Source organism: Paenibacillus jamilae (assembly GCF_050482105.1).
GTDB classification, from domain to species: Bacteria; Bacillota; Bacilli; order Paenibacillales; family Paenibacillaceae; genus Paenibacillus; species Paenibacillus jamilae_B.
Genome location: NZ_JBCNHI010000023.1, coordinates 75,600 through 94,422 on the forward strand (window position 1 = coordinate 75,600; position 18,823 = coordinate 94,422).

At 47.8% G+C, this 18,823-nt stretch carries 13 protein-coding genes; 1 reads left to right on the forward strand and 12 read right to left on the reverse strand.

Features of this window, described 5'->3' with window-relative positions; all coding sequences use genetic code 11:
• Positions 1-6 precede the first annotated feature (6 nt).
• Entirely contained in the window at positions 7-1,530 is a 1,524-nt protein-coding gene (locus tag ABEW32_RS23170) for a DHA2 family efflux MFS transporter permease subunit (protein ID WP_430192202.1), read from the forward strand.
• Positions 1,531-1,715: 185 nt separating this feature from the next.
• On the opposite strand, the gene ABEW32_RS23175 is transcribed toward ABEW32_RS23170, so the two are convergent.
• From ABEW32_RS23175 to ABEW32_RS23230, 12 genes are all read right to left on the reverse strand, one after another.
• Complete coding sequence (locus tag ABEW32_RS23175) at positions 1,716-3,698, reverse strand: heavy metal translocating P-type ATPase (RefSeq protein WP_430192419.1); 1,983 nt, start codon at positions 3,696-3,698, stop codon at positions 1,716-1,718.
• Between the two features lie 314 nt (positions 3,699-4,012).
• A complete protein-coding gene (locus tag ABEW32_RS23180; RefSeq protein ID WP_430192204.1) occupies positions 4,013-5,464 on the reverse strand; it encodes a PEP-utilizing protein in 1,452 nt (483 codons plus the stop codon).
• Positions 5,465-5,758: 294 nt separating this feature from the next.
• Complete coding sequence (locus ABEW32_RS23185; RefSeq protein ID WP_430192206.1) at positions 5,759-8,182, reverse strand: heavy metal translocating P-type ATPase; 2,424 nt, start codon at positions 8,180-8,182, stop codon at positions 5,759-5,761.
• Between the two features lie 185 nt (positions 8,183-8,367).
• On the reverse strand, positions 8,368-8,736 hold the full coding sequence (locus tag ABEW32_RS23190) for an ArsR/SmtB family transcription factor (RefSeq protein WP_007432172.1): 369 nt from the start codon (positions 8,734-8,736) through the stop codon (positions 8,368-8,370).
• Positions 8,737-8,837: 101 nt separating this feature from the next.
• Positions 8,838-9,962 (reverse strand): NADH:flavin oxidoreductase, encoded by a 1,125-nt coding sequence (locus tag ABEW32_RS23195; RefSeq protein WP_430192208.1) that lies wholly within the window; start codon positions 9,960-9,962, stop codon positions 8,838-8,840.
• Between the two features lie 197 nt (positions 9,963-10,159).
• On the reverse strand, positions 10,160-10,495 hold the full coding sequence (cyoD, locus tag ABEW32_RS23200) for a cytochrome o ubiquinol oxidase subunit IV (protein ID WP_430192210.1): 336 nt from the start codon (positions 10,493-10,495) through the stop codon (positions 10,160-10,162).
• On the reverse strand, positions 10,496-11,104 hold the full coding sequence (gene cyoC, locus ABEW32_RS23205; protein ID WP_305166899.1) for a cytochrome o ubiquinol oxidase subunit III: 609 nt from the start codon (positions 11,102-11,104) through the stop codon (positions 10,496-10,498). It abuts the gene before it with no gap.
• Positions 11,104-13,080 carry a cbb3-type cytochrome c oxidase subunit I gene (locus tag ABEW32_RS23210; protein ID WP_430192212.1) on the reverse strand — a complete coding sequence of 659 codons (1,977 nt, stop codon included), beginning with the start codon at positions 13,078-13,080 and terminating at the stop codon, positions 11,104-11,106. Before ABEW32_RS23210 ends, cyoC begins: the two co-directional genes overlap by 1 nt.
• Before the next feature lie 26 nt (positions 13,081-13,106).
• Entirely contained in the window at positions 13,107-14,090 is a 984-nt protein-coding gene (gene cyoA, locus ABEW32_RS23215) for a ubiquinol oxidase subunit II (protein WP_263560816.1), read from the reverse strand.
• Positions 14,091-14,444: 354 nt separating this feature from the next.
• A complete protein-coding gene (locus ABEW32_RS23220; protein WP_430192215.1) occupies positions 14,445-14,693 on the reverse strand; it encodes a hypothetical protein in 249 nt (82 codons plus the stop codon).
• A gap of 221 nt (positions 14,694-14,914) precedes the next feature.
• Positions 14,915-16,261 (reverse strand): GH1 family beta-glucosidase, encoded by a 1,347-nt coding sequence (locus tag ABEW32_RS23225; protein WP_430192217.1) that lies wholly within the window; start codon positions 16,259-16,261, stop codon positions 14,915-14,917.
• The gene (locus tag ABEW32_RS23230; protein ID WP_430192219.1) at positions 16,258-18,732 is read right to left on the reverse strand and encodes a glycoside hydrolase family 95 protein; all 2,475 of its coding nucleotides are present in this window, start codon (positions 18,730-18,732) and stop codon (positions 16,258-16,260) included. The genes ABEW32_RS23225 and ABEW32_RS23230 overlap by 4 nt, the downstream gene beginning before the upstream one ends.
• Between the last annotated feature and the right edge of the window lie 91 nt (positions 18,733-18,823).

Sequence of the window (18,823 nt, forward strand, 5' to 3'; positions counted from 1 at the left end):
GCTGTCATGGATCAAAAAATGTCCGTCGGACGAATTCTGTCCGTGCTGCTGCTAGGCGCCTTCATTTCGATTTTGAATCAAACGCTGCTTAACGTGGCCATTCCGCACTTAATGAATGATTTCAATGTGTCTGCCACAACCGTTCAATGGTTATCTACCGGATATATGCTGACGAACGGAATTTTGATTCCTATCACCGCTTTTCTCATTGAGTCCTTTGGGACACGTGCGCTGTTCATATCCGCGATGGGGTTATTTACTGCCGGGTCTGTCGTCTGTACGATCAGCACTGGCTTTGCTCCTATGCTGGTTGGACGTGTGATTCAAGCCAGCGGTGCCGGTATTATTATGCCTGTAGTGATGAACGTGTTCCTGACCGTATTCCCTCCCGAAAAACGGGGTGCAGCTATGGGGACCATGGGGATCGCCATGATGTTTGCCCCGGCGGTAGGACCAACTCTATCTGGCTGGATTGTGGAGCACTACAGTTGGCGGCTGCTATTTCTGTTAGTGATTCCGCTGGCGATCATTGATATTCTGTTTGCTGTACGCTGGCTCAAAAATGTGTCCAAGCTGACAAAACCGCATTTTGACCTGCTGGGAACCATTTTTTCCACCCTTGGTTTTGGCCTTCTCCTGTATGGCTTTAGTTCAGCCGGAGACAAGGGCTGGAGCAGCAATACGGTAATACTTTCGCTCGCTTTCGGGATCTTGTTTATTGTATTTTTTGTCGTACGCGAGCTGAACATGTTGGAGCCCATGCTCGAGTTCCGTGTATTTAAATACGACATTTTTACGGTATCTACGCTGGTTGGGGCAACCGTTAATATGACTATGTTCGGCGGGATGCTGCTATTGCCGATCTATTTGCAAAATATACGCGGTTTTACGCCGCTGCAATCCGGTTTGCTGCTGTTACCAGGTGCACTGCTGATGGGGGTAATGTCACCGATATCAGGGGCCATATTCGATCGTATTGGCGCGAGGCCGTTGGCGATCATCGGATTGATCATTACAGCAGTCACGACATGGGAATTCAGTCTGCTGACTGATGCCACCACCTATGGACATATTATGATTATCTACACGATCCGCAGCTTCGGGATGTCATTGCTAATGATGTCCGTTCAGACGGAAGGGCTAAACCAGTTGCCGGCCCAACTCGGCAGCCATGGTACTGCCATGTCCAATACAGTACGGCAAATCGCCGGATCTATCGGTACCGCTTGGCTCATTACGGTAATGAGCAGCCGAACTACGGTTCATATAGCAGATTATGCGAATGTCGCTACCACCGCCAATGCTTCTGTAACGGAAGGAGTATCACAACTGGGACAAACCCTTGCACAAACAGCGGGTATTTCTACAGAAAGCGGCTCTGCACTCGCGGTACAACAGATATACGGAAGGGCTGTTACAGAATCGACGATCCATGGCATTAATGATGCCTTCATCATAGCAACCGGGATTGCGCTGGCGGGATTGTTGTTTTCCCTGTTCTTGCGGCGGTCTACACCGCGCCGCAGATAGGCGCATGGCAGTCGTGATCAGAGATATGTATGAGATATGAAATCGACTTGTCTTGGACACAAGATAGACTGACCCTGCAAAAATGCAAAAAAGGAGCATTCATCCCCCTTGGATTGGAATTTGTAAGAGGGTTGAATGCTCCTGCCTGTTTGTAAACTTGTGATTTGTGAATTGGATAGTTAAGCCTATGATCGCAATAAGCGCAGACCGTTCAAAATAACAAGCAGTGTGCTGCCCTCATGCCCAATGACCCCAAATGGCAGCGCTATATTTTGCACAAAGTTGCTAATCACCAACAGCACGATGACACTTACCGCAAAGATCATATTTTGTTTGACCACTCGCTGAGCCTTGCGCGCCAATGCGATCGTCGGAGCAATCTCCTCGATTCCGTCATTCATTAGCACCACGTCTGCGACCTCCAGGGCTGCTCCACTTCCATGCATTCCCATACCCAGCCCTACAGTTGCTGCGGTCAAAGCCGGAGCGTCGTTCACACCGTCGCCAACCATGACAACATGCCCGTATTCCTCCCGCAGCATACGAATATGACTGACTTTGTCCTCTGGCATTAAACCGGCATATACAGCATCGACTCCAGCCTGGGCCGCAATTACAGTAGCCGTTTCTGGCCGGTCTCCAGTCAGCATGACGACCCGGATCCCCTGTGCTTGCAGACGTTTCACAGACTCGCGCGCCTGTGGACGCAGCTCATCACGCAGCGCCAGCATTCCAACAATCCGCTCATCCGCGAGAATGATGGATACGGTTTTGCCTTCAGCTTCCAGGCGGGCCCGATATTCCGCCCACTCTGGCTCTGCGAGAAGATCAGGTTCATCCAGCACATTGGTGCGGCCGATTTTCCATTTTATCCCGCCTATAATGCCTTCCATTCCCCATCCGGTAAGTGCCTGCACTTGCTCGGCTGTGAGAAGCTCTCTCTGTCCCAATTCAGCTTCGGCTTTGGCTACAATCGCTCGTGCTAACGGATGTAAGGAATAGCTTTCGATTGTCGAGACAATGTGCAATAGCTCATCAGCATCGTAATCCGGGGCGATGATCCAATCCGTGACCACAGGCGACCCCTTCGTTAACGTGCCCGTTTTGTCAAAAGCAACAACAGATGCCAATGCCATATTCTCTACATGTGCGCCCCCTTTGAACAGAATGCCTCGACGGGCACGGTTCGAGATGGCGGATAGCATCACGGGCATAATGGATGACACAAGCGCACAAGGTGAGGCCACGACAAGGAACACCATCGCCTTGTAAAACGCCGCTGCCCACGTCCAGCCTAATGCTAGGGGTGCACCCACAATGACGATCAGCGTGACGGCAACAACAATTCGGGCGTATACCGATTCAAATGTTTTGATAAACCGCTGGGAATCGGGGACCTCGGTCCGGGCCTCTTCTACCATACGAATGATTTTTGAAAATAGAGTGTTTTCCGAGGACTGGCTGACCTCAACATATAGCACACCTTCTCCATTGATGGTGCCTGCATATACCTCGTCACCTGCCACCTTGTTTACCGGAACAGATTCCCCGGTAATGGATGCCTGATTCACAGCAGACACGCCTTTAGAGATCCGGCCGTCTGCCGGAATTAATTCGCCCGGCTTAACTAGCAACAGGTCGCCTGGCAGCAGTTGCTCAATGCCGACCGTTTCTGTGCCCTCGTGAGACAAGCGCAAAGCCGTTTCCGGCTTTAACGCCATAAGCTCGGAAATGTCCTTGCTACTACGCTCGGTCGTATAGCTCTCCAGCGCACCGCTGAGTGCGAAAATAAAGATCAGCATGGCCCCTTCATTCCAGTAGCCAATGGCCGCGGCTCCTAAAGACGCAGCGATCATGAGCAAATTAACATCCAGATCATGCTCTCGGACCAAGGTCTCAACCCCCTCTCTGGCTTTGGACCAGCCTCCAAGTGCATAAGACACGACATAGAGAATTACGGATAGCCATTGCCACCAGTGTGAGATCCCCCATGCCATCAGCATTAGCATTCCACTACCTAGGGCAGCCTGCATCTCCTTGTTTTTCAGCATGCTTTTAAGCTGAAATTGCGGCTTGCGATTGGGACCAGGCCGTCCGCTGCCACTGTTCTTTTGAAGTGCTTGGTTAGAGGGAGACAATGTATCTTGTAGTCGTTGAACTGCTTGCATCATGTCACGTTCCTTTCCATTTTTTTAGTCCTTTTACTTCCATCTCATTGAGAATGATACCCATTGTTAAGTGCCCTAAAATAGCACATGCTGCTTCGGGAAGCCCGAAGCAGCATGTTTGGCAATGAGAATGATAATCATTTTTGCGTCTATACAATTATTTTGGTTTAGTGAAACTTTTGTTTTATTATATACCCTTTCTTTTCCGCTTGTAAACTGCTAATAGCCAAAATAAAAAAAATACCTGCGCAAACAACGCAGGTATCCTCTATATTTCAAAGCATTCTATTACATACATTGAGGTTATCTTTAGACTACAGTGGAAACTTCCAAGTATGGGTGTGTGCAGACCGTGCAACATGTTGGCAATTGGCTTGCTGTTGCAGTCTCCAACGTGCAGCGGTAAGGCGTACAGCCGGAACTGCTGGGTCTGAGCAAATGATGCCCGTCAGCCCGTTCTCACAGATCCAAATACCATCCAGAATCTGGTGAATCTCATCTATCGCCACCCATATAGGAAGCTCGAGCTTTACACGCCGAACAGCTTCCATTATGCATTTTATCGTATCATTAGCATTCTCATGCCCATCTACAGTGGCTGGAATTAACTGCTCGCCAGCTTCGCTATCATAGGAAGAAGGAGCTGGTATGACTTCTAAAATGACCGTATCGGCAAAACGCGCCAAATCTGCGGCCTGAGCCGCCTGCTTGGTCTGTCGCGCGCTGACTTCGGACATGTTAATGGCATTGACTGACTTCCCCGGCTGTGTGGATTGCTCATCCCCTGTTTGGCCTGCATTAGGCACCAAACTTGCATCAACCGTCAAAAGTACGCCTACCCGATATGGAACGCACCGCAGACGACCACATAACGTTTGCTCGGCAACCCCGTCAATCCAGTCTCGGATGATTTGGAACTGATTTACGTCAGCCGGATTGCGCACAATAATCTCCAGCCGTGGTTCTCTCCCTTGGTGTATGCTCCGCAACGCTGCACGCAGTAATGCCTCCAACTGCATATCTTGCAGGCTTCCAATGCCCACCGCATTGTTCTGCTCAGCCAAAGCTATCGTCAGCGGCAATCCGTCCAGCAATTCAAACAAGCCCTCGTACTCTGCTTCCAGCAGGCCAATGATTCTTCGAGACAGGTGCTCACACAATCCAGGCAAACCGGATGCTTTATTAAATGTTGTGTACGTCTCGGATGCACGGGAACCGGGGACAAGGATGGGATCAGGCTCTCCGTCAGGGACATGAATCTTTTGTCCAGACTCTGCCGCGTCCAAATAGGCATAGCATAATTCCCTCACGCGGCCGGATGCCAGTGACAATGGACCATGCAGAAGACTATAACCGTCAAGACCGCCTAGCCCTGATGCTTCCTCTGTACTTTTACGAAACATACTTGCAGGAGCGTCAGCATAAAGCCGTATGGAGGTGTGGCTGTATTCATCGCTCCATTTTAAAAGAGTGTCTTTGGCTTGCCCCGTATCATTGCCGTTATTCAGCATCGATTCCCCAAGTAATTCAGGGTTTACAGCCAGTAATGCCTCCGCTCGACTGATTGCACCCTGCTCGGCTAAACCAACCAGCCAGCCTAATGGATCTTCCTCCTGTGCAGCAGACACTTGACGGCTTCCTGCTCTTAGTGTCTCCATAGCCAATTTCCGTGCAGCAGACACCATTCCTGGCTCTGGAACGTTGCAATCCCGGCTGTTTATGCCACTCAACAGCTCTGCGAATACATGCATCAGCTTAGCCTCCATGCTATTAATCCATCCTTTCTTTCTTCAGCAAGTTGGCACACACGAATTCGAGTACCCTTCCAGACAAAGAAAACGCTTACTCATTTATGAGCAACCGAATGTTCCATGGGCCTTACGTATAAAGTCCCTACCTTAACGTATTAGGACCTCCCCACATTTATACATCTCTGCACAACTGCTATATAGGATAAAAATAATCCTCTACACTACTGATAGGACATGCCTACATAAAAAAGGCAGCTATAAAAAAACACCCCCTATTAGCATTCCTATGCTAACGGGGGTGCTCCCATTTTATTCGTCAGAACCAACCTTCAGTACACGCATTACATTTAATACGGCTAGCAGTGTCACACCTACATCGGAAAATACAGCCTCCCACATAGTAGCAATACCGAATGCGCCCAATGTGAGGAATACTGCTTTGACACCTAGCGCAAATATAATGTTTTGCCATACGATACGGCGTGTTCGCTGGGCAATATGAATCGCCGTCACCAGTCTTGAAGGCTCGTCATTCATGATTACAATATCTGCTGCTTCAATCGCAGCATCTGAGCCCAAACCGCCCATCGCTACGCCGACATCTGCCAAAGCAAGCACAGGCGTATCATTAATCCCATCGCCTACAAACAAAATTTTATCGCTCGGTTTTTTACTTGCAGACAACTGCTCAATGGCTTCGGCTTTATGCTGAGGCAACAATTCTGCCCGTACTTCATCCAGGCCTAGCTGACGCCCTACAGCCTCGGCAACTGTCCGATTGTCACCTGTTAGCATGATGGTTTTTACCACCCCTAGCTTTTTCAGCGAAGCAATCGTCTTGGCCGCGTCCTCCTTAACCTCATCCGATATCAAAATGCACCCGGTATATGTTCCGTCTACAGCCACATGTACGACCGTTCCTTCATCCATTGATCCTGCTTGCTGTACTGCATTCAAAGCAACATGCTCCCGCTCCATCAGCTTAGCGTTCCCGGCCAAAACCAGGCGCCCATCGATCTGTGCCTGAATCCCGTGACCGGATATTTCACTATATTGCTGCACTCGCTCCGGTTGAAGTTCATTGCCATAAGCTTCGCGCAGGGAGGCAGCGATAGGATGCGTGGAGTGCATCTCGGCCAATGCAGCGATCTCCAGCAGGTTTTCCTTCGTGAAAGCTTCGGCAGGATAAATCCCTGTCACGTGGAAAACACCTTTGGTGAGCGTACCTGTTTTATCGAAAACAGCGTATTTCACGTGATTCAGGGCTTCAAGATAATTACCACCCTTGATCAGCACACCAGAACGGGAGGCAGCCCCGATTCCGCCAAAGAAGCCCAGTGGAATGGACACTACCAGTGCACATGGACAAGAAATAACGAGGAAAACAAGCGCCCGATATAACCAATCTGCAAACTGTGCACCCGGCACAACAAGCGGGGGAACAACCGCCAGCAACAACGCTACAATAACCACTATAGGAGTATAGTATCTGGAAAATTTCGTAATAAACTTTTCGGTCGGCGCTTTTTTGGCACTCGCATTTTGCACCAGTTCCAAAATCTTAGAGACTGCAGATTCACTAAATTCTTTGCCGACCTCTACCGTCAGAAGTCCGTTCGTATTCACAAATCCACTCATCACACTGCTTCCCGGCTCAACGGTACGAGGCACAGATTCACCAGTCAACGCTGAGGTATCAACATGCGACTTGCCTTCTACAACCTTACCATCCAGCGGGATCTTCTCACCCGGTTTGATCACGATCAGATCTCCAACGCGAACCTCATCTGGGGAAACCTTCCGTACAGACTCAGCGGTCTTCAAGTTGGCATAGTCTGGTCTAATATCCATCAAATCACTGATGGACTTGCGTGAACGGTTGACTGCAATGCCTTGGAATAGCTCTCCGATTTGATAAAAGAACATGACAGCTACGCCTTCGGGGTATTCCCCAATAGCAAATGCGCCGACAGTAGCCAGTGTCATCAGGAAGTACTCGTCAAAGGCCATTCCACGCACTAAGCTGCGCGCAGCCTGCAAGACAACATCACCGCCAACGATGATGTATGCCACTAAAAATAGAGCCAGCTTGCCCACACCTTCGACAGGTAACCACCAGGCAACAGCTGCAATAACCGCACCTATGGACAGACGCGCAATCATGCGGCGCATACCGCCCGTACCATGATCATGTGTATGCCCAGCATGGCTATCATCACCATGTGAATGAGCATGAGTATGGGTAGCTTCACCATGTTCATGCACTGCATGATGATTGTGATGTACGTGTGTATGATTATCGTGGTCGTGCCCACCATGCGTGCCATGTGCTTCATGACTATGGCCAACATGACTGTGAGCAGCATGTTGTCCATCCTTGTGATTATGTCCTTCACCATCATGCTCATGACCGCATGCGCAATCCTCTGTGCAGCTTGCCTCTACTGCACCAGCATTACTTCGACTGCTTTCCCGCAGGCGTCCACTGGCATTTTTAGCAACCATCCGAACATGAGGCTCAAGTCTGTGAATCTTCCGTTCCGTCTGGCGTAAAACCTCTTCTTTTTGATCCGAGCTTGTGGTCATCGTCAACGTTTTTGTAACAAAATTGACCGAGCAATCCATGACCCCTTCTATCTTACTGACCCCATTTTCAATCTTTAGAGCACAGTTGGCGCAATCCAAACCTTCCAAAATCCATTCATGCCGTTCATTTCTTTTTAGAGCATCCATAATAATTGGCCTCCAATTAACTATATATGAGCAACTGTTCATATATTATTTGTTAAAGCCATTATATTCAGGTTTAGGGGCAAAAGTCAATGATCCTAGCCCTTTTTAACAAAAAAGTCGAATTCAATGGGTTAACACCAAAAGAGCGCCAATAACTTGGCGCCCTACTGTTGTTTTTTCAAACATCATTGATGCGATATGTGCTGATGGGTCTGCAAAAAAATCTGCTCCACATGATTATCATCCAGTGAATAAAACACTGTCTTGCCTTCCTTGCGTCGTTTGACAATACGCAGGTTGCGCAAATAACGAAGCTGGTGAGATACCGCAGATTGGCCCATGTTCAACACTTGGGTTAGATCATGAACACATAGTTCCTTTTGGGCCAGGGCATAAATCAGCTTGATCCGTGTCGGGTCACCCAGCGCCTTAAACAGCTCCGACATTTTGTATGCGATGGAATCCTCAACAAGGGAAGATTTTATACGCTCAATTTCCTGATCTGAACCGTGACAAGCCGGCTCGCAATCCAAAGCTTCCGTTTCAGAATTCATCCTTTTCACCCCGTGTATTTCGACTTGATGCTTCTATTATAGCAAATTCGTAGAGTTTACGAATAGCTTATATTACAGCTTGCCCTGTAACGGAAATTTTCTTATTTCAACGTTTTTAATACTTCATCACTGTAAGGAATTATTTCTTTTATCTGTTGATCACGCAATTTTACTGCAAATGCCGGATCAACCAGCAATGCACGTCCAACTGCAACCAAATCAAATTCCTCTCGTTCTAGTAACTCCACGAGCTGCTCTAATCTGGCCTCTACATTACTGGATTGCTCAGTCTGGCGATTATCATTTTTCTCCAAATCACTTAAAAAGGCCTTCTCCAAGCCAATTGACCCCACTGTAATAACTGGCTTGCCGGTTATCTTTTTGGTCCAAGCTGCTAGGTTTAAATCTGATCCTTCAAATTCTGGTTCCCAGAAACGGCGGCTTGAGCAATGGAATACATCCACCCCGGCTCGTACCAATGGTGCAAGAAACTGTTCAAGCTCCTGCGGTGTCTGTGCCAGCTTTTCTCCATAATGGTACATCTTCCACTGGGAGAACCGCAGTACAATTGGGAAATCCGGACCCACTGCACGACGACAAGCCTCAATAACCTCGACAGCAAATCGGGTGCGTTGAACCAAATCGCCTCCATATTGATCCGTACGCTTATTCGTTTTTTCCCAGAAAAATTGATCTATTAAATAACCATGTGCTCCATGAAGCTCAATGCCGTCAAATCCCACCCGCTTGGCATCGGCAGCGGCTTGAGCAAAGGCTGCAATGATATCCGCAATTTCGGCCTCTGTCAATGGCTCAACTACCTTTTCACCTGCGGGAGAAATACCTGAGGGGCCAACAGGCAAGGCCTCGGGATTCGGTTGGTTATCCGCACCTATTTTCCGGGCTGTACCCACATGCCAGAGCTGCGGTATAATTTTGCCGCCTGCCGCATGGACCTCCTCTACTACCTTGGCCCACCCCTTTAACCCCTCACCATAAAAGTTAGGGATACCTGTGTGCTCCACAGCTGCGGGATGATTGATAGCCGTTCCCTCTGTAATAATCAATCCAACAGCATTTTCCGCACGGCGCCGATAATATGCGGCAACCTCAGGCCCCGGAATACCTTGAGGAGAAAAACTCCGTGTCATGGGAGCCATAACGATCCGATTGGGAAGAGATAAGTTCCCTATCTTAAAAGGTTTAAACAATATTTCGGTGTTCATGACGTTTTCCTCACTCTCCATTAGTATTATCTTTTTTCATTTAGTATTATCTTTTTCACTCTTCTGTTATACAATTCCATTTTACACATATGCAAACTTGAGTTCAAGAAGCCACAGTTTAAATTTAGGCAGGCTCCTTATAAAAAAAGAAGAAGCGGTACAGAGCCGCTTCTTCTTAATTAAATAAGTGTGATTTATTAGTGTGCTACCATGTTGTATTCCATAATCCATACAGAACCGCCAACGACAGTCAACAGGATCACTACACCAAAAATCAAAGTCATAACATTCCAACGTGGTCCATTGCTTTCACGGATGTGCATGAAGAAGAAAAGCTGAACCAGAAATTGCAGCACTGCCGCGGCTAAAATAACAACCATGGTCGAAGTGCGGCTCAACATATGATTCATAACCACGCCGAGAGGAATGATGGTCAGTACGATGGACAGAATAAACCCGATAACATAGGATTTCACTGAACCGTGAGAATCATCATGACCATGCGAACCTGCTCCTGATTGATGCTGTGCCATCTACATCACCCCCATCAAATAGACGACTGTCAGCAAGAAGATCCAGACAGCGTCCAAAAAGTGCCAGTACAAGCTCAATGCCGAAACTTTACCCTTGGTTTCAGGGATAAGCCCACGTTTTTTCACCTGGAACATGAGTCCAATCATCCATACCAGACCCAAGGAAACGTGAAGTCCGTGTGTACCAACCAGTGTGAAGAATGCCGACAGGAACGCACTTGTTCCGTAATTGGCTCCTTCGTGTACCATTTCAACAAACTCGTAAACCTCAAAACCGATAAAACCAAGACCCAGGATCGCGGTTACGATTAACCAGCTGATTAATCCCTTCATGCTTCCTTTGTTCATAGCCAACACAGCCAGACCACTTGTGAAGCTGCTTGTGAGCAAGAGGAACGTTTCAATAATAACGCCCGTCATGTTAAACAGCTCTGCGCCACCTGGTCCTCCGGCTGTGTTATTCCGAAGGACAACGAAGGTTGCGAACAAGGTACTGAACAGGATTACGTCCGTTACGAGGAAGATCCAAAAACCAAGCATCTTCAGCTCTTGCGGATCGTGATGCCCGTGGTCATGATCATGGCTGTGATGTGCTGCTGCTTGTGCCATTATACAGACCCCCTTATTGCCGCTTCCGTGCGTTTTACTTCATCCGCAGGGATATAGTAGTCGCCATCATAGGAGAAGAACGAACGGCAAATCATACAAATTGCCACACCGATCAGTCCTGGAATATAGAAGAACGACCATCCAAATACGAATCCAAAACCTGCAATGAAAAAGAATACCGACATAATGAATGGAATCGCCGAGTTTTTCGGCATATGAATCGCTTCAATTGGCGGTTGCTTTCTGAAAATACCTTTTGCACGTTTATCTTTTTCTGCCCACCAGTCATCGCGTTCTTCTACTTGTGGAATGGTAGCAAAATTGTATTCCGGTGCAGGTGAAGGAATGGACCATTCCAACGTATGACCACCCCAAGGGTCGCCAGTTGTATCCTTCAGCTTGCGGTAATTTTTGATACCCAGAAGAATTTGAAGAACCTGGAACAAGAAACCAATCCCCATCAGGAATGCCCCAATGGTGGAAACCATGTTAAGCGGCTGCCAGCCAGTATCCCAGCCGTAAGTGCTCAGACGACGAGTCATACCCATCAGACCGAGAGAATATTGCGGAATGAAACATACATAGAAACCAATATTCCAGAACCAGAAAGCCCATTTACCAGGCGTTTCAGGCAATGTGAAACCGAACATTTTAGGCCACCAGTAGTACAGACCTGCCAGATAACCGAACACTACCCCACCAATCAGAGCAGAGTGAAAGTGAGCGATCAGGAAGTAACTGTTATGGAACTGGAAGTCCGCAGGCGCTACAGACAACATGACGCCCGTCAAACCTGCAATCAGGAAGTTCGGAATAAATGCAATAGACCACATCATCGGAGTTTTAAACTCGAGTTTACCCCGATACATCGTGAACAGCCAGTTAAATACTTTAACCCCTGTTGGTATTGCGATAACCATCGTCGAAATTGCAAAGAATGCATTAACATCTGCGCCTGATCCCATTGTGAAGAAGTGATGCGCCCACGTAAAGAAGGACAGAATCGCAATAATGAACATGGCGTAAACCATGGATTTGTAACCAAACAATTTCTTTTTAGAGAATACGCTGATGACCTCGGAATAAATACCGAAGGCAGGTAATACTACAATGTATACCTCAGGGTGACCCCACATCCAGATCAAGTTGATATACATCATCGGGTTACCGCCGAAATCAAGGGTAAAGAAGTGTCCTCCCCCGAAGCGGTCAAGGAATAGCAATGCTAAAGTAACCGTCAGAATTGGGAACGCGAAAATGATAATAACACATGATGAAAATACGGACCACGTAAAGACAGGCATTTTCATCCAAGTCATACCAGGAGCGCGCATTTTAATAATGGTAACAATAAAGTTGATCCCTGTAGCCAATGAACCTATACCGGAAATCTGAATACCCCAGATATAGAAGTTCTGACCGACGCCAGGACTAAATTGCAGTTCTGAGAGCGGTGGATAACTCAACCAGCCTGCATCTGGCGAACCGCCGATAACGAAGGACAAGTTGAACAACATCGCACCCATAAAGAATAGCCAGAAGCTCAATGCGTTCAGGAAAGGAAACGCAACGTCGCGCGCACCGATTTGAAGAGGTACGGCGATATTAAACAAACCAAACATCAACGGCATCGCCATAAACAAGATCATGATTGTGCCGTGAGTTGTAAAAATCTGATTGTAATGCTCAGGATGCAGGAGTGTCACATCCGGTGTAGCAAGCTGAATACGCATCAATAATGCATCCACGCCTCCGCGGAATAACATCAAGATGGCCGCAAGAATATACATTATACCGACTTTTTTATGGTCAACCGTAGTCAACCAGTTTTTCCAAAGCCAGCCCCATTTTTTGAAATAAGTGAGCACAAACACGATCCCGATCGTGGCTAGTGCGATGGAAACGTCCGCTCCATAGATCATCGGATCTCCAGTAACGAAGAAAGTGGATGCAAACTCTTTTATTTTGTCAAGCATTGGGGGCCTCCTTCCCTATAATCATTTTAATTGTGTCCGCTCATATTCATATGACTCATATCCATTTCAGCATGCTCTTCTGTGCCGGTCTTGGATGAATCTTCTGTGGAGGTAGCTTCACCATGTCCAGCATGGGGATTAGAAGAACCTTCCACTACATACTTGTTGACAATCTCTTTGAACAAGCCATCTGGAATCGAAGAATACTCATCAGGCTGGGACAAACCTGGTTTTGCAAGCGCCAAATAGCCGTCCTTCGTCAGCGGCTTAGACTGCTTTTTGATGTCAGCGACCCAGTTTTTATACTCTTCATCCGACTGGACTTCTACATCAAAACGCATTTGTCCAAAATGCTCACCGCTAAAGTTTGCACCCGAGCCAAAGTAAGTTCCTTCGTGATCGGCCTGCAAATGCAGTTTCATGGCCATGCCTGACATGGTGTAGATTTGACCGCCCAATTGCGGAATCCAGAACGAGTTCATCGGGGCGTCAGCAGTCAGCTCAAAACGGACTGGAACACCTTTAGGAATGTGAACTTGGTTAACAGTAGCTATACCTTCCTCTGGGTACATAAAGAGCCATTTCCAGTCCAATGAAGTTACTTGAATCGTTACTGGCTTTTGCGTACTTGCAATCGGCTTGGAAGGCTCCAGCAAGTAGGTATATCTCGCAGTGATGACCGCAATAATAAGGATAACGATAATTGGAATAGCCCACCATGTGGTCTCCAGCTTTTTGCTGTCATCCCAGTGAGGTTGGTACTTCACCTTGTTTGTTGGGGTATCGCGATACCGCCAAACGATGAAGAAAGTCAAAATCATAACCGGTACAATTATAAGCGCAGACAATGCAGTTGTAAGAATGATCAGCTCTTTTTGTGCTTGCCCAATTGGTCCTTTCGGATCGAAAACAACGTATTTTCCGCCAGCATAAAAACACGTCCAGATGAGCAATGCTACCGTGAGCACGGTCAAAACCAACGCAATAATCGCTTTTGGTTTTTTGTTCATGTTGTTCCCCTCTCCTTAAAATAGTAAATTACTCAAAACTAACGAACTCCTGTAATGTTGCCCTTATATAAGATAGCAGAAAAGCGGCCACTTTTTTTATTGTTAACAGAATTGTCGATTATTTGTCCGATTTTTGTGAAAAACCTCTCTAAAAATAAAATTTCTCTTGCAAATTCAAAATTTCTTTTTAATTCAAAAATGACATATAAAAACGTTAATTATGCATCTTAAAGTATCTTAAAAAAGCTATATTAAAGCAAAAATCGGGACTCCTTACAGTTATCATGCTACACTGCTCGAAGCCCCGCGCTGTTGTTTTCATTATCCGTTTTCTGTACCGTATTTTCAATTGTATTAATGACGTCCGTTCTCTTGGTCTTCCTTCTTGCGGGCAATGACAAATGATTTGCCAATTAGAAAAATAAAAATTCCGGCCGCAAAAGCACCAATGCCTGTCATCAGATAGATATTACGATCAGTTAAATTCCCTATATCAAGCAAAATTAGAATAATACCTGCAATACAAGCAATCAAAGCAATAATAGATACCGTGCGGCTCATTTGGTTATCACTTGATCCTGATTTCCTAAAATTCGAAGCCATACCCTCCACTCCCTTTAGTTTAAAATGGTTTAAAAAGCGCCCTCGCCAGGTATTTTTTTTCAGTATGCACATTTTTTATTTTTTTATTCCTGCTGGTCTCTACATACTAGAACCATTTGAAATTCATCTTGGCTATTATTACCCCAGAGGACCTCCTATTTAAACAAACGGGAGCAGAGACAGGTCTAAAACTGCTTCAGTTTCATATCATCTCTCTACGTTTAGCGTCTAGTCTCCAACCAGTTATTACTTACTACATTTCGATACCAATAGTAACTTTCCTTGGGGGTACGGACCTGTGTACGGAAATCGACATGAATCATGCCAAATCTCATATTATATCCTTCTGCCCATTCAAAATTGTCCATAAGTGACCATGCCATGTAGCCTTTAACATGAAGGCCGTCATGAATCGCCCGGTGTACCTGTACCAAGTGCTGCTGCATGTAGGAGATTCGGCGGTCATCCTGTACCTTTCCATTCACAACTTCATCGTTGATACAAGCTCCATTCTCTGTGATGTAAATATCAATATTCCCGTATTTTTGCAAATAATGTAGTACCTCATACAGCCCACGCGACTCCACTGGCCAGCCGATATCCGTCACTGGTAGTCCCATATTGATCTCCTCAGATTGGAGAAATCCTGCATCGGGATTAAAGCGATTAACCGACATACTATAATAATTAATACCGATCATATCAATGGGCTCACCGATAATATCCATATCCCCGTCCTGAATCGGCACAGTAGCTCCCTGCTCCGCAAACCAGTCTACCAAAAACTGAGGATACGAGCCTTGATAAATAGGCTGGAGAAACCAGTCACTGTGCAGAGAAATCGTGCGCGCACAAGCCTCTTTATCTTCCTCAGAGGTGCTATAAGGAACAGCCCAGGAGACATTGGGAGCGATACCGATCTGACCGCTGGTGCCAAGCTCGCGGAATCGGCGTACAGATAAACCATGCGCAACCAGCAGATGATGCCCTACATCAATCGCAGTCTGCAGATTCGTCAGACCCGGGGCATGAACTCCTAACATATTGGATAGAAAGGCGATACACCACGGTTCGTTGAATGTGAGCCAATGCTGTATTTTACCGTGAAACTCGCGGAACATCGTTTCTGCAAACTGGACAAATGCCTGAATTGTATGGCGATTTGCCCATCCTCCGGCATCTTGCAGCGCCTGAGGCAGGTCCCAGTGGTACAGTGTACAAAACGGTTCAATTCCGTTGGCGTTCAACAAATCAACTACACGATGATAATAGTTCAATCCCTCCTGGTTGACTTCACCGTCACCATTAGGGAATATACGCGGCCAGGACACCGAGAACCGATATGTACGAATGCCCAGTTCCTTCATGAGGCGGATATCTTCTTCGTAGCGATGATAGCTGTCACATGCTACATTGCCGTTATCCCCGTTGAACACTTTGCCAGGTGTATGCGCAAAGGTATCCCAGATCGATAGCCCTCTCCCATCCTCCTGATAAGCCCCTTCAATTTGGTAAGCTGCGGTTGCGGTACCCCACATAAAGTCCTGCGGAAATTGGAAAATAGTCATTGTGTCTCTTCCTCTCCTTCAAGTATAATCGTGTGTTCATTCGTGTTTTCCTGATTTTTGGTAAAAATCCATGACAAAATAAATCCTCCGTGCTTAGGATCAAGCTGAGCCTGACGAGTATCATCGCGAAACGGATGTGCACTGCGAATAGTGAAGCTTCCTGTCTGGACGGATGCGATAAGCTTCGCACGGACGAGCCGTGAGTTGGTCCACTCCAGATCGACAGTGACCCCGCCACGCCCCCTCAAACCGCTGATCCGTCCCTCCGGCCATGCCGATGGCAGGGCCGGTAATAGGGTCAGCTCTCCCGGTCGGCTTTGCAGCAACATTTCTGCGATGCCCGCCGTCGCACCAAAGTTACCGTCGATCTGAAAAGGCGGGTGAGCGTCGAATAAATTAGGGTAGGTCGACCGCGACAGCAACGTGCGAACATACCGATGCGCAGTGTCGCCATCTTCCAGCCGGGCGTACAGGTTAATCAACCAGGCACAGCTCCACCCGGTATGCCCGCCACCATGATCGAGCCGGCGGTGTAGCGATATGCGGGCCGCCTCAGCCAGCTCCGGAGTGTCACGGATATGGATCTGTCGGCCGGGGTAAACCCCGTAAAGATGCGAAACATGTCGATGCCCAGGCTCTGCTTCCTCAAAATCAACCGACCATTCCTGTATCTGGCCGTGACGGCCAATTTGATAGGGTATTAATCGTTCCCTAGTCTCCTCGCAGCGTCTACGGAATTCATCGTCTAATTCCAGCAGATCCGCGGCCTGAATACAGTTGCTCAATAGCTCCTTAATCAGCGTCATGTCCATCGTGGAGCCCATGGATATACTGCAATCCTCGCCTTCGGGCGTGAGGAATTTATTTTCAGGCGAAGTGGAGGGGGACGTTACGAGCCGACCATCCGGCCCCTCCACCAGCCAGTCTAGGCAAAAGGCCGCTGCCCCTTTCATAAGCGGATAAGCCTGTTCTGCCAAATAGGTTGTATCCAAGGTGAACAGATAACGCTCCCATAGGTGAGCGGTCAGCCATACACCCCCAAGCGGCCAAAAGGCCCAACTGGCATGGCCACCTGACGGTCCGGCGTTTCGCCACACATCTACATTGTGGTGAGCTGTCCATCCTTGAGCCCCATAGTTAAGGGAAGCGACCCTGCGTCCCGTACGACCGACTTCTCCAACCATGTGCAGCAATGGCTCATGACACTCGGCAAGATTACATACCTCTGCGGGCCAATAGTTCATCTGTGTATTAATATTGGTTGTATAGTTACTGTTCCACGGCGGCTGTACCCGGTCATTCCAGATGCCCTGAAGATTGGCGGGCTGACTGCCCGGACGCGAACTGCCCATAAGCAAATAGCGTCCATACTGAAATAACAGCACTTCCAGCCCCCGGTCTGCCTGACCATTCTGATAACGTTCTAATCGCAGATCGGTCGGGAGAGCGGACTCCTCGGTTAGCGTGTCACCTCCCAGGTCTAATGCAACACGGTCAAACAGCTTCCGGTGATCCTGCTCATGGCGTTGCCGCACCTGCTCACTTCCCAGCGAAATCGCTCCGTCTAGAATGACCTCGCAAGCTTCTGCTGACTCCGTTGCATCACTATTTGGCATAGCATGAAATCCCCGAAATCCGGTAGCTGCTGCCAAATACACCGTGATTTTATCTGCGCCCGAGACGGTCAATGCCCCGTCATCCCTCGACGTTAAGGTCCCTCCCTCGGGAATAACCCTCGCCTGAACTGAAAAAGCCATCCCCAAATCATTTTCGTAAACGACAGACTGTGGATGATCGCCGTGATAATTAGATTCCACATGACTGGGCGCTCGTCCAGTCACCGTAATGAAGTCTTTGGTCGGTTCCTCGGATGGATCATCATCGCTAGCCCATGCAGAGGAATCACCATAATGTACATCCTCTCCAGCTTCATTTTCACAAGGATGGGGTGTGGTAATACGTACAGATGCATGGATTTTTCCAACCTTATTCGCAGTCAGGGACACCATAATGACCCCATCGGGTGCACTGGCGATAACTTTACGGGTATAGCGGACTCCATCACTCTGAAAAGTAACCGTTGCCGTTCCGGTCTGTATATCCAGCTCCCGTTCATAATGCGCAATCTCCCCTAGGTTCTCCTGCGTAATCCACAAGTCTCCCAAAGGCTGATAGGCTTCTGTATCGCGACCCAGCATGTTTGTATTAATCAGCCGTTCTGCTTCCTTGTAGTTTCCAGCTGCAATCAGCTTTCTGGCAGGCTGCAAATATCGCAATGCATCATATTGAACGCCATCTCTTGGAAATCCAGACCAGAGCGTATCCTCGTTTAATTGCAAACGCTCCTCCCTGATTCCGCCAAATACCATAGCACCCAGTCGTCCATTGCCGACTGGCAATGCTTCCTCCCATGCCTCAGCAGGCTGGCGATACCATAACCGCAGGGACTGTGGCCTTTCGCCTTTCGTCACATCAAACCCTCCCTCATCAAGGTCAGACAAAGCGCTGCTCCCAAATTGTCCTTGGCGTAACGCTCTGTCACTCCGAGATTTCAAAGTTTGG

Excerpts from the sequence above, each read along its gene's own strand:
- cyoC (WP_305166899.1), bottom strand. The coding sequence starts at position 11,104 with ATGGCACAAGCAGCAGCACATCACAGCCATGATCATGACCACGGGCAT.
- ABEW32_RS23220 (WP_430192215.1), bottom strand. The coding sequence starts at position 14,693 with ATGGCTTCGAATTTTAGGAAATCAGGATCAAGTGATAACCAAATGAGC.
- ABEW32_RS23195 (WP_430192208.1), bottom strand. The coding sequence starts at position 9,962 with ATGAACACCGAAATATTGTTTAAACCTTTTAAGATAGGGAACTTATCT.
- ABEW32_RS23190 (WP_007432172.1), bottom strand. The coding sequence starts at position 8,736 with ATGAATTCTGAAACGGAAGCTTTGGATTGCGAGCCGGCTTGTCACGGT.
- ABEW32_RS23210 (WP_430192212.1), bottom strand. The coding sequence starts at position 13,080 with ATGCTTGACAAAATAAAAGAGTTTGCATCCACTTTCTTCGTTACTGGA.
- cyoA (WP_263560816.1), bottom strand. The coding sequence starts at position 14,090 with ATGAACAAAAAACCAAAAGCGATTATTGCGTTGGTTTTGACCGTGCTC.
- ABEW32_RS23225 (WP_430192217.1), bottom strand. The coding sequence starts at position 16,261 with ATGACTATTTTCCAATTTCCGCAGGACTTTATGTGGGGTACCGCAACC.
- ABEW32_RS23170 (WP_430192202.1), top strand. The coding sequence starts at position 7 with ATGGATCAAAAAATGTCCGTCGGACGAATTCTGTCCGTGCTGCTGCTA.
- ABEW32_RS23180 (WP_430192204.1), bottom strand. The coding sequence starts at position 5,464 with ATGGAGGCTAAGCTGATGCATGTATTCGCAGAGCTGTTGAGTGGCATA.
- ABEW32_RS23185 (WP_430192206.1), bottom strand. The coding sequence starts at position 8,182 with ATGGATGCTCTAAAAAGAAATGAACGGCATGAATGGATTTTGGAAGGT.
- cyoD (WP_430192210.1), bottom strand. The coding sequence starts at position 10,495 with ATGGCACAGCATCAATCAGGAGCAGGTTCGCATGGTCATGATGATTCT.
- ABEW32_RS23175 (WP_430192419.1), bottom strand. The coding sequence starts at position 3,698 with ATGCAAGCAGTTCAACGACTACAAGATACATTGTCTCCCTCTAACCAA.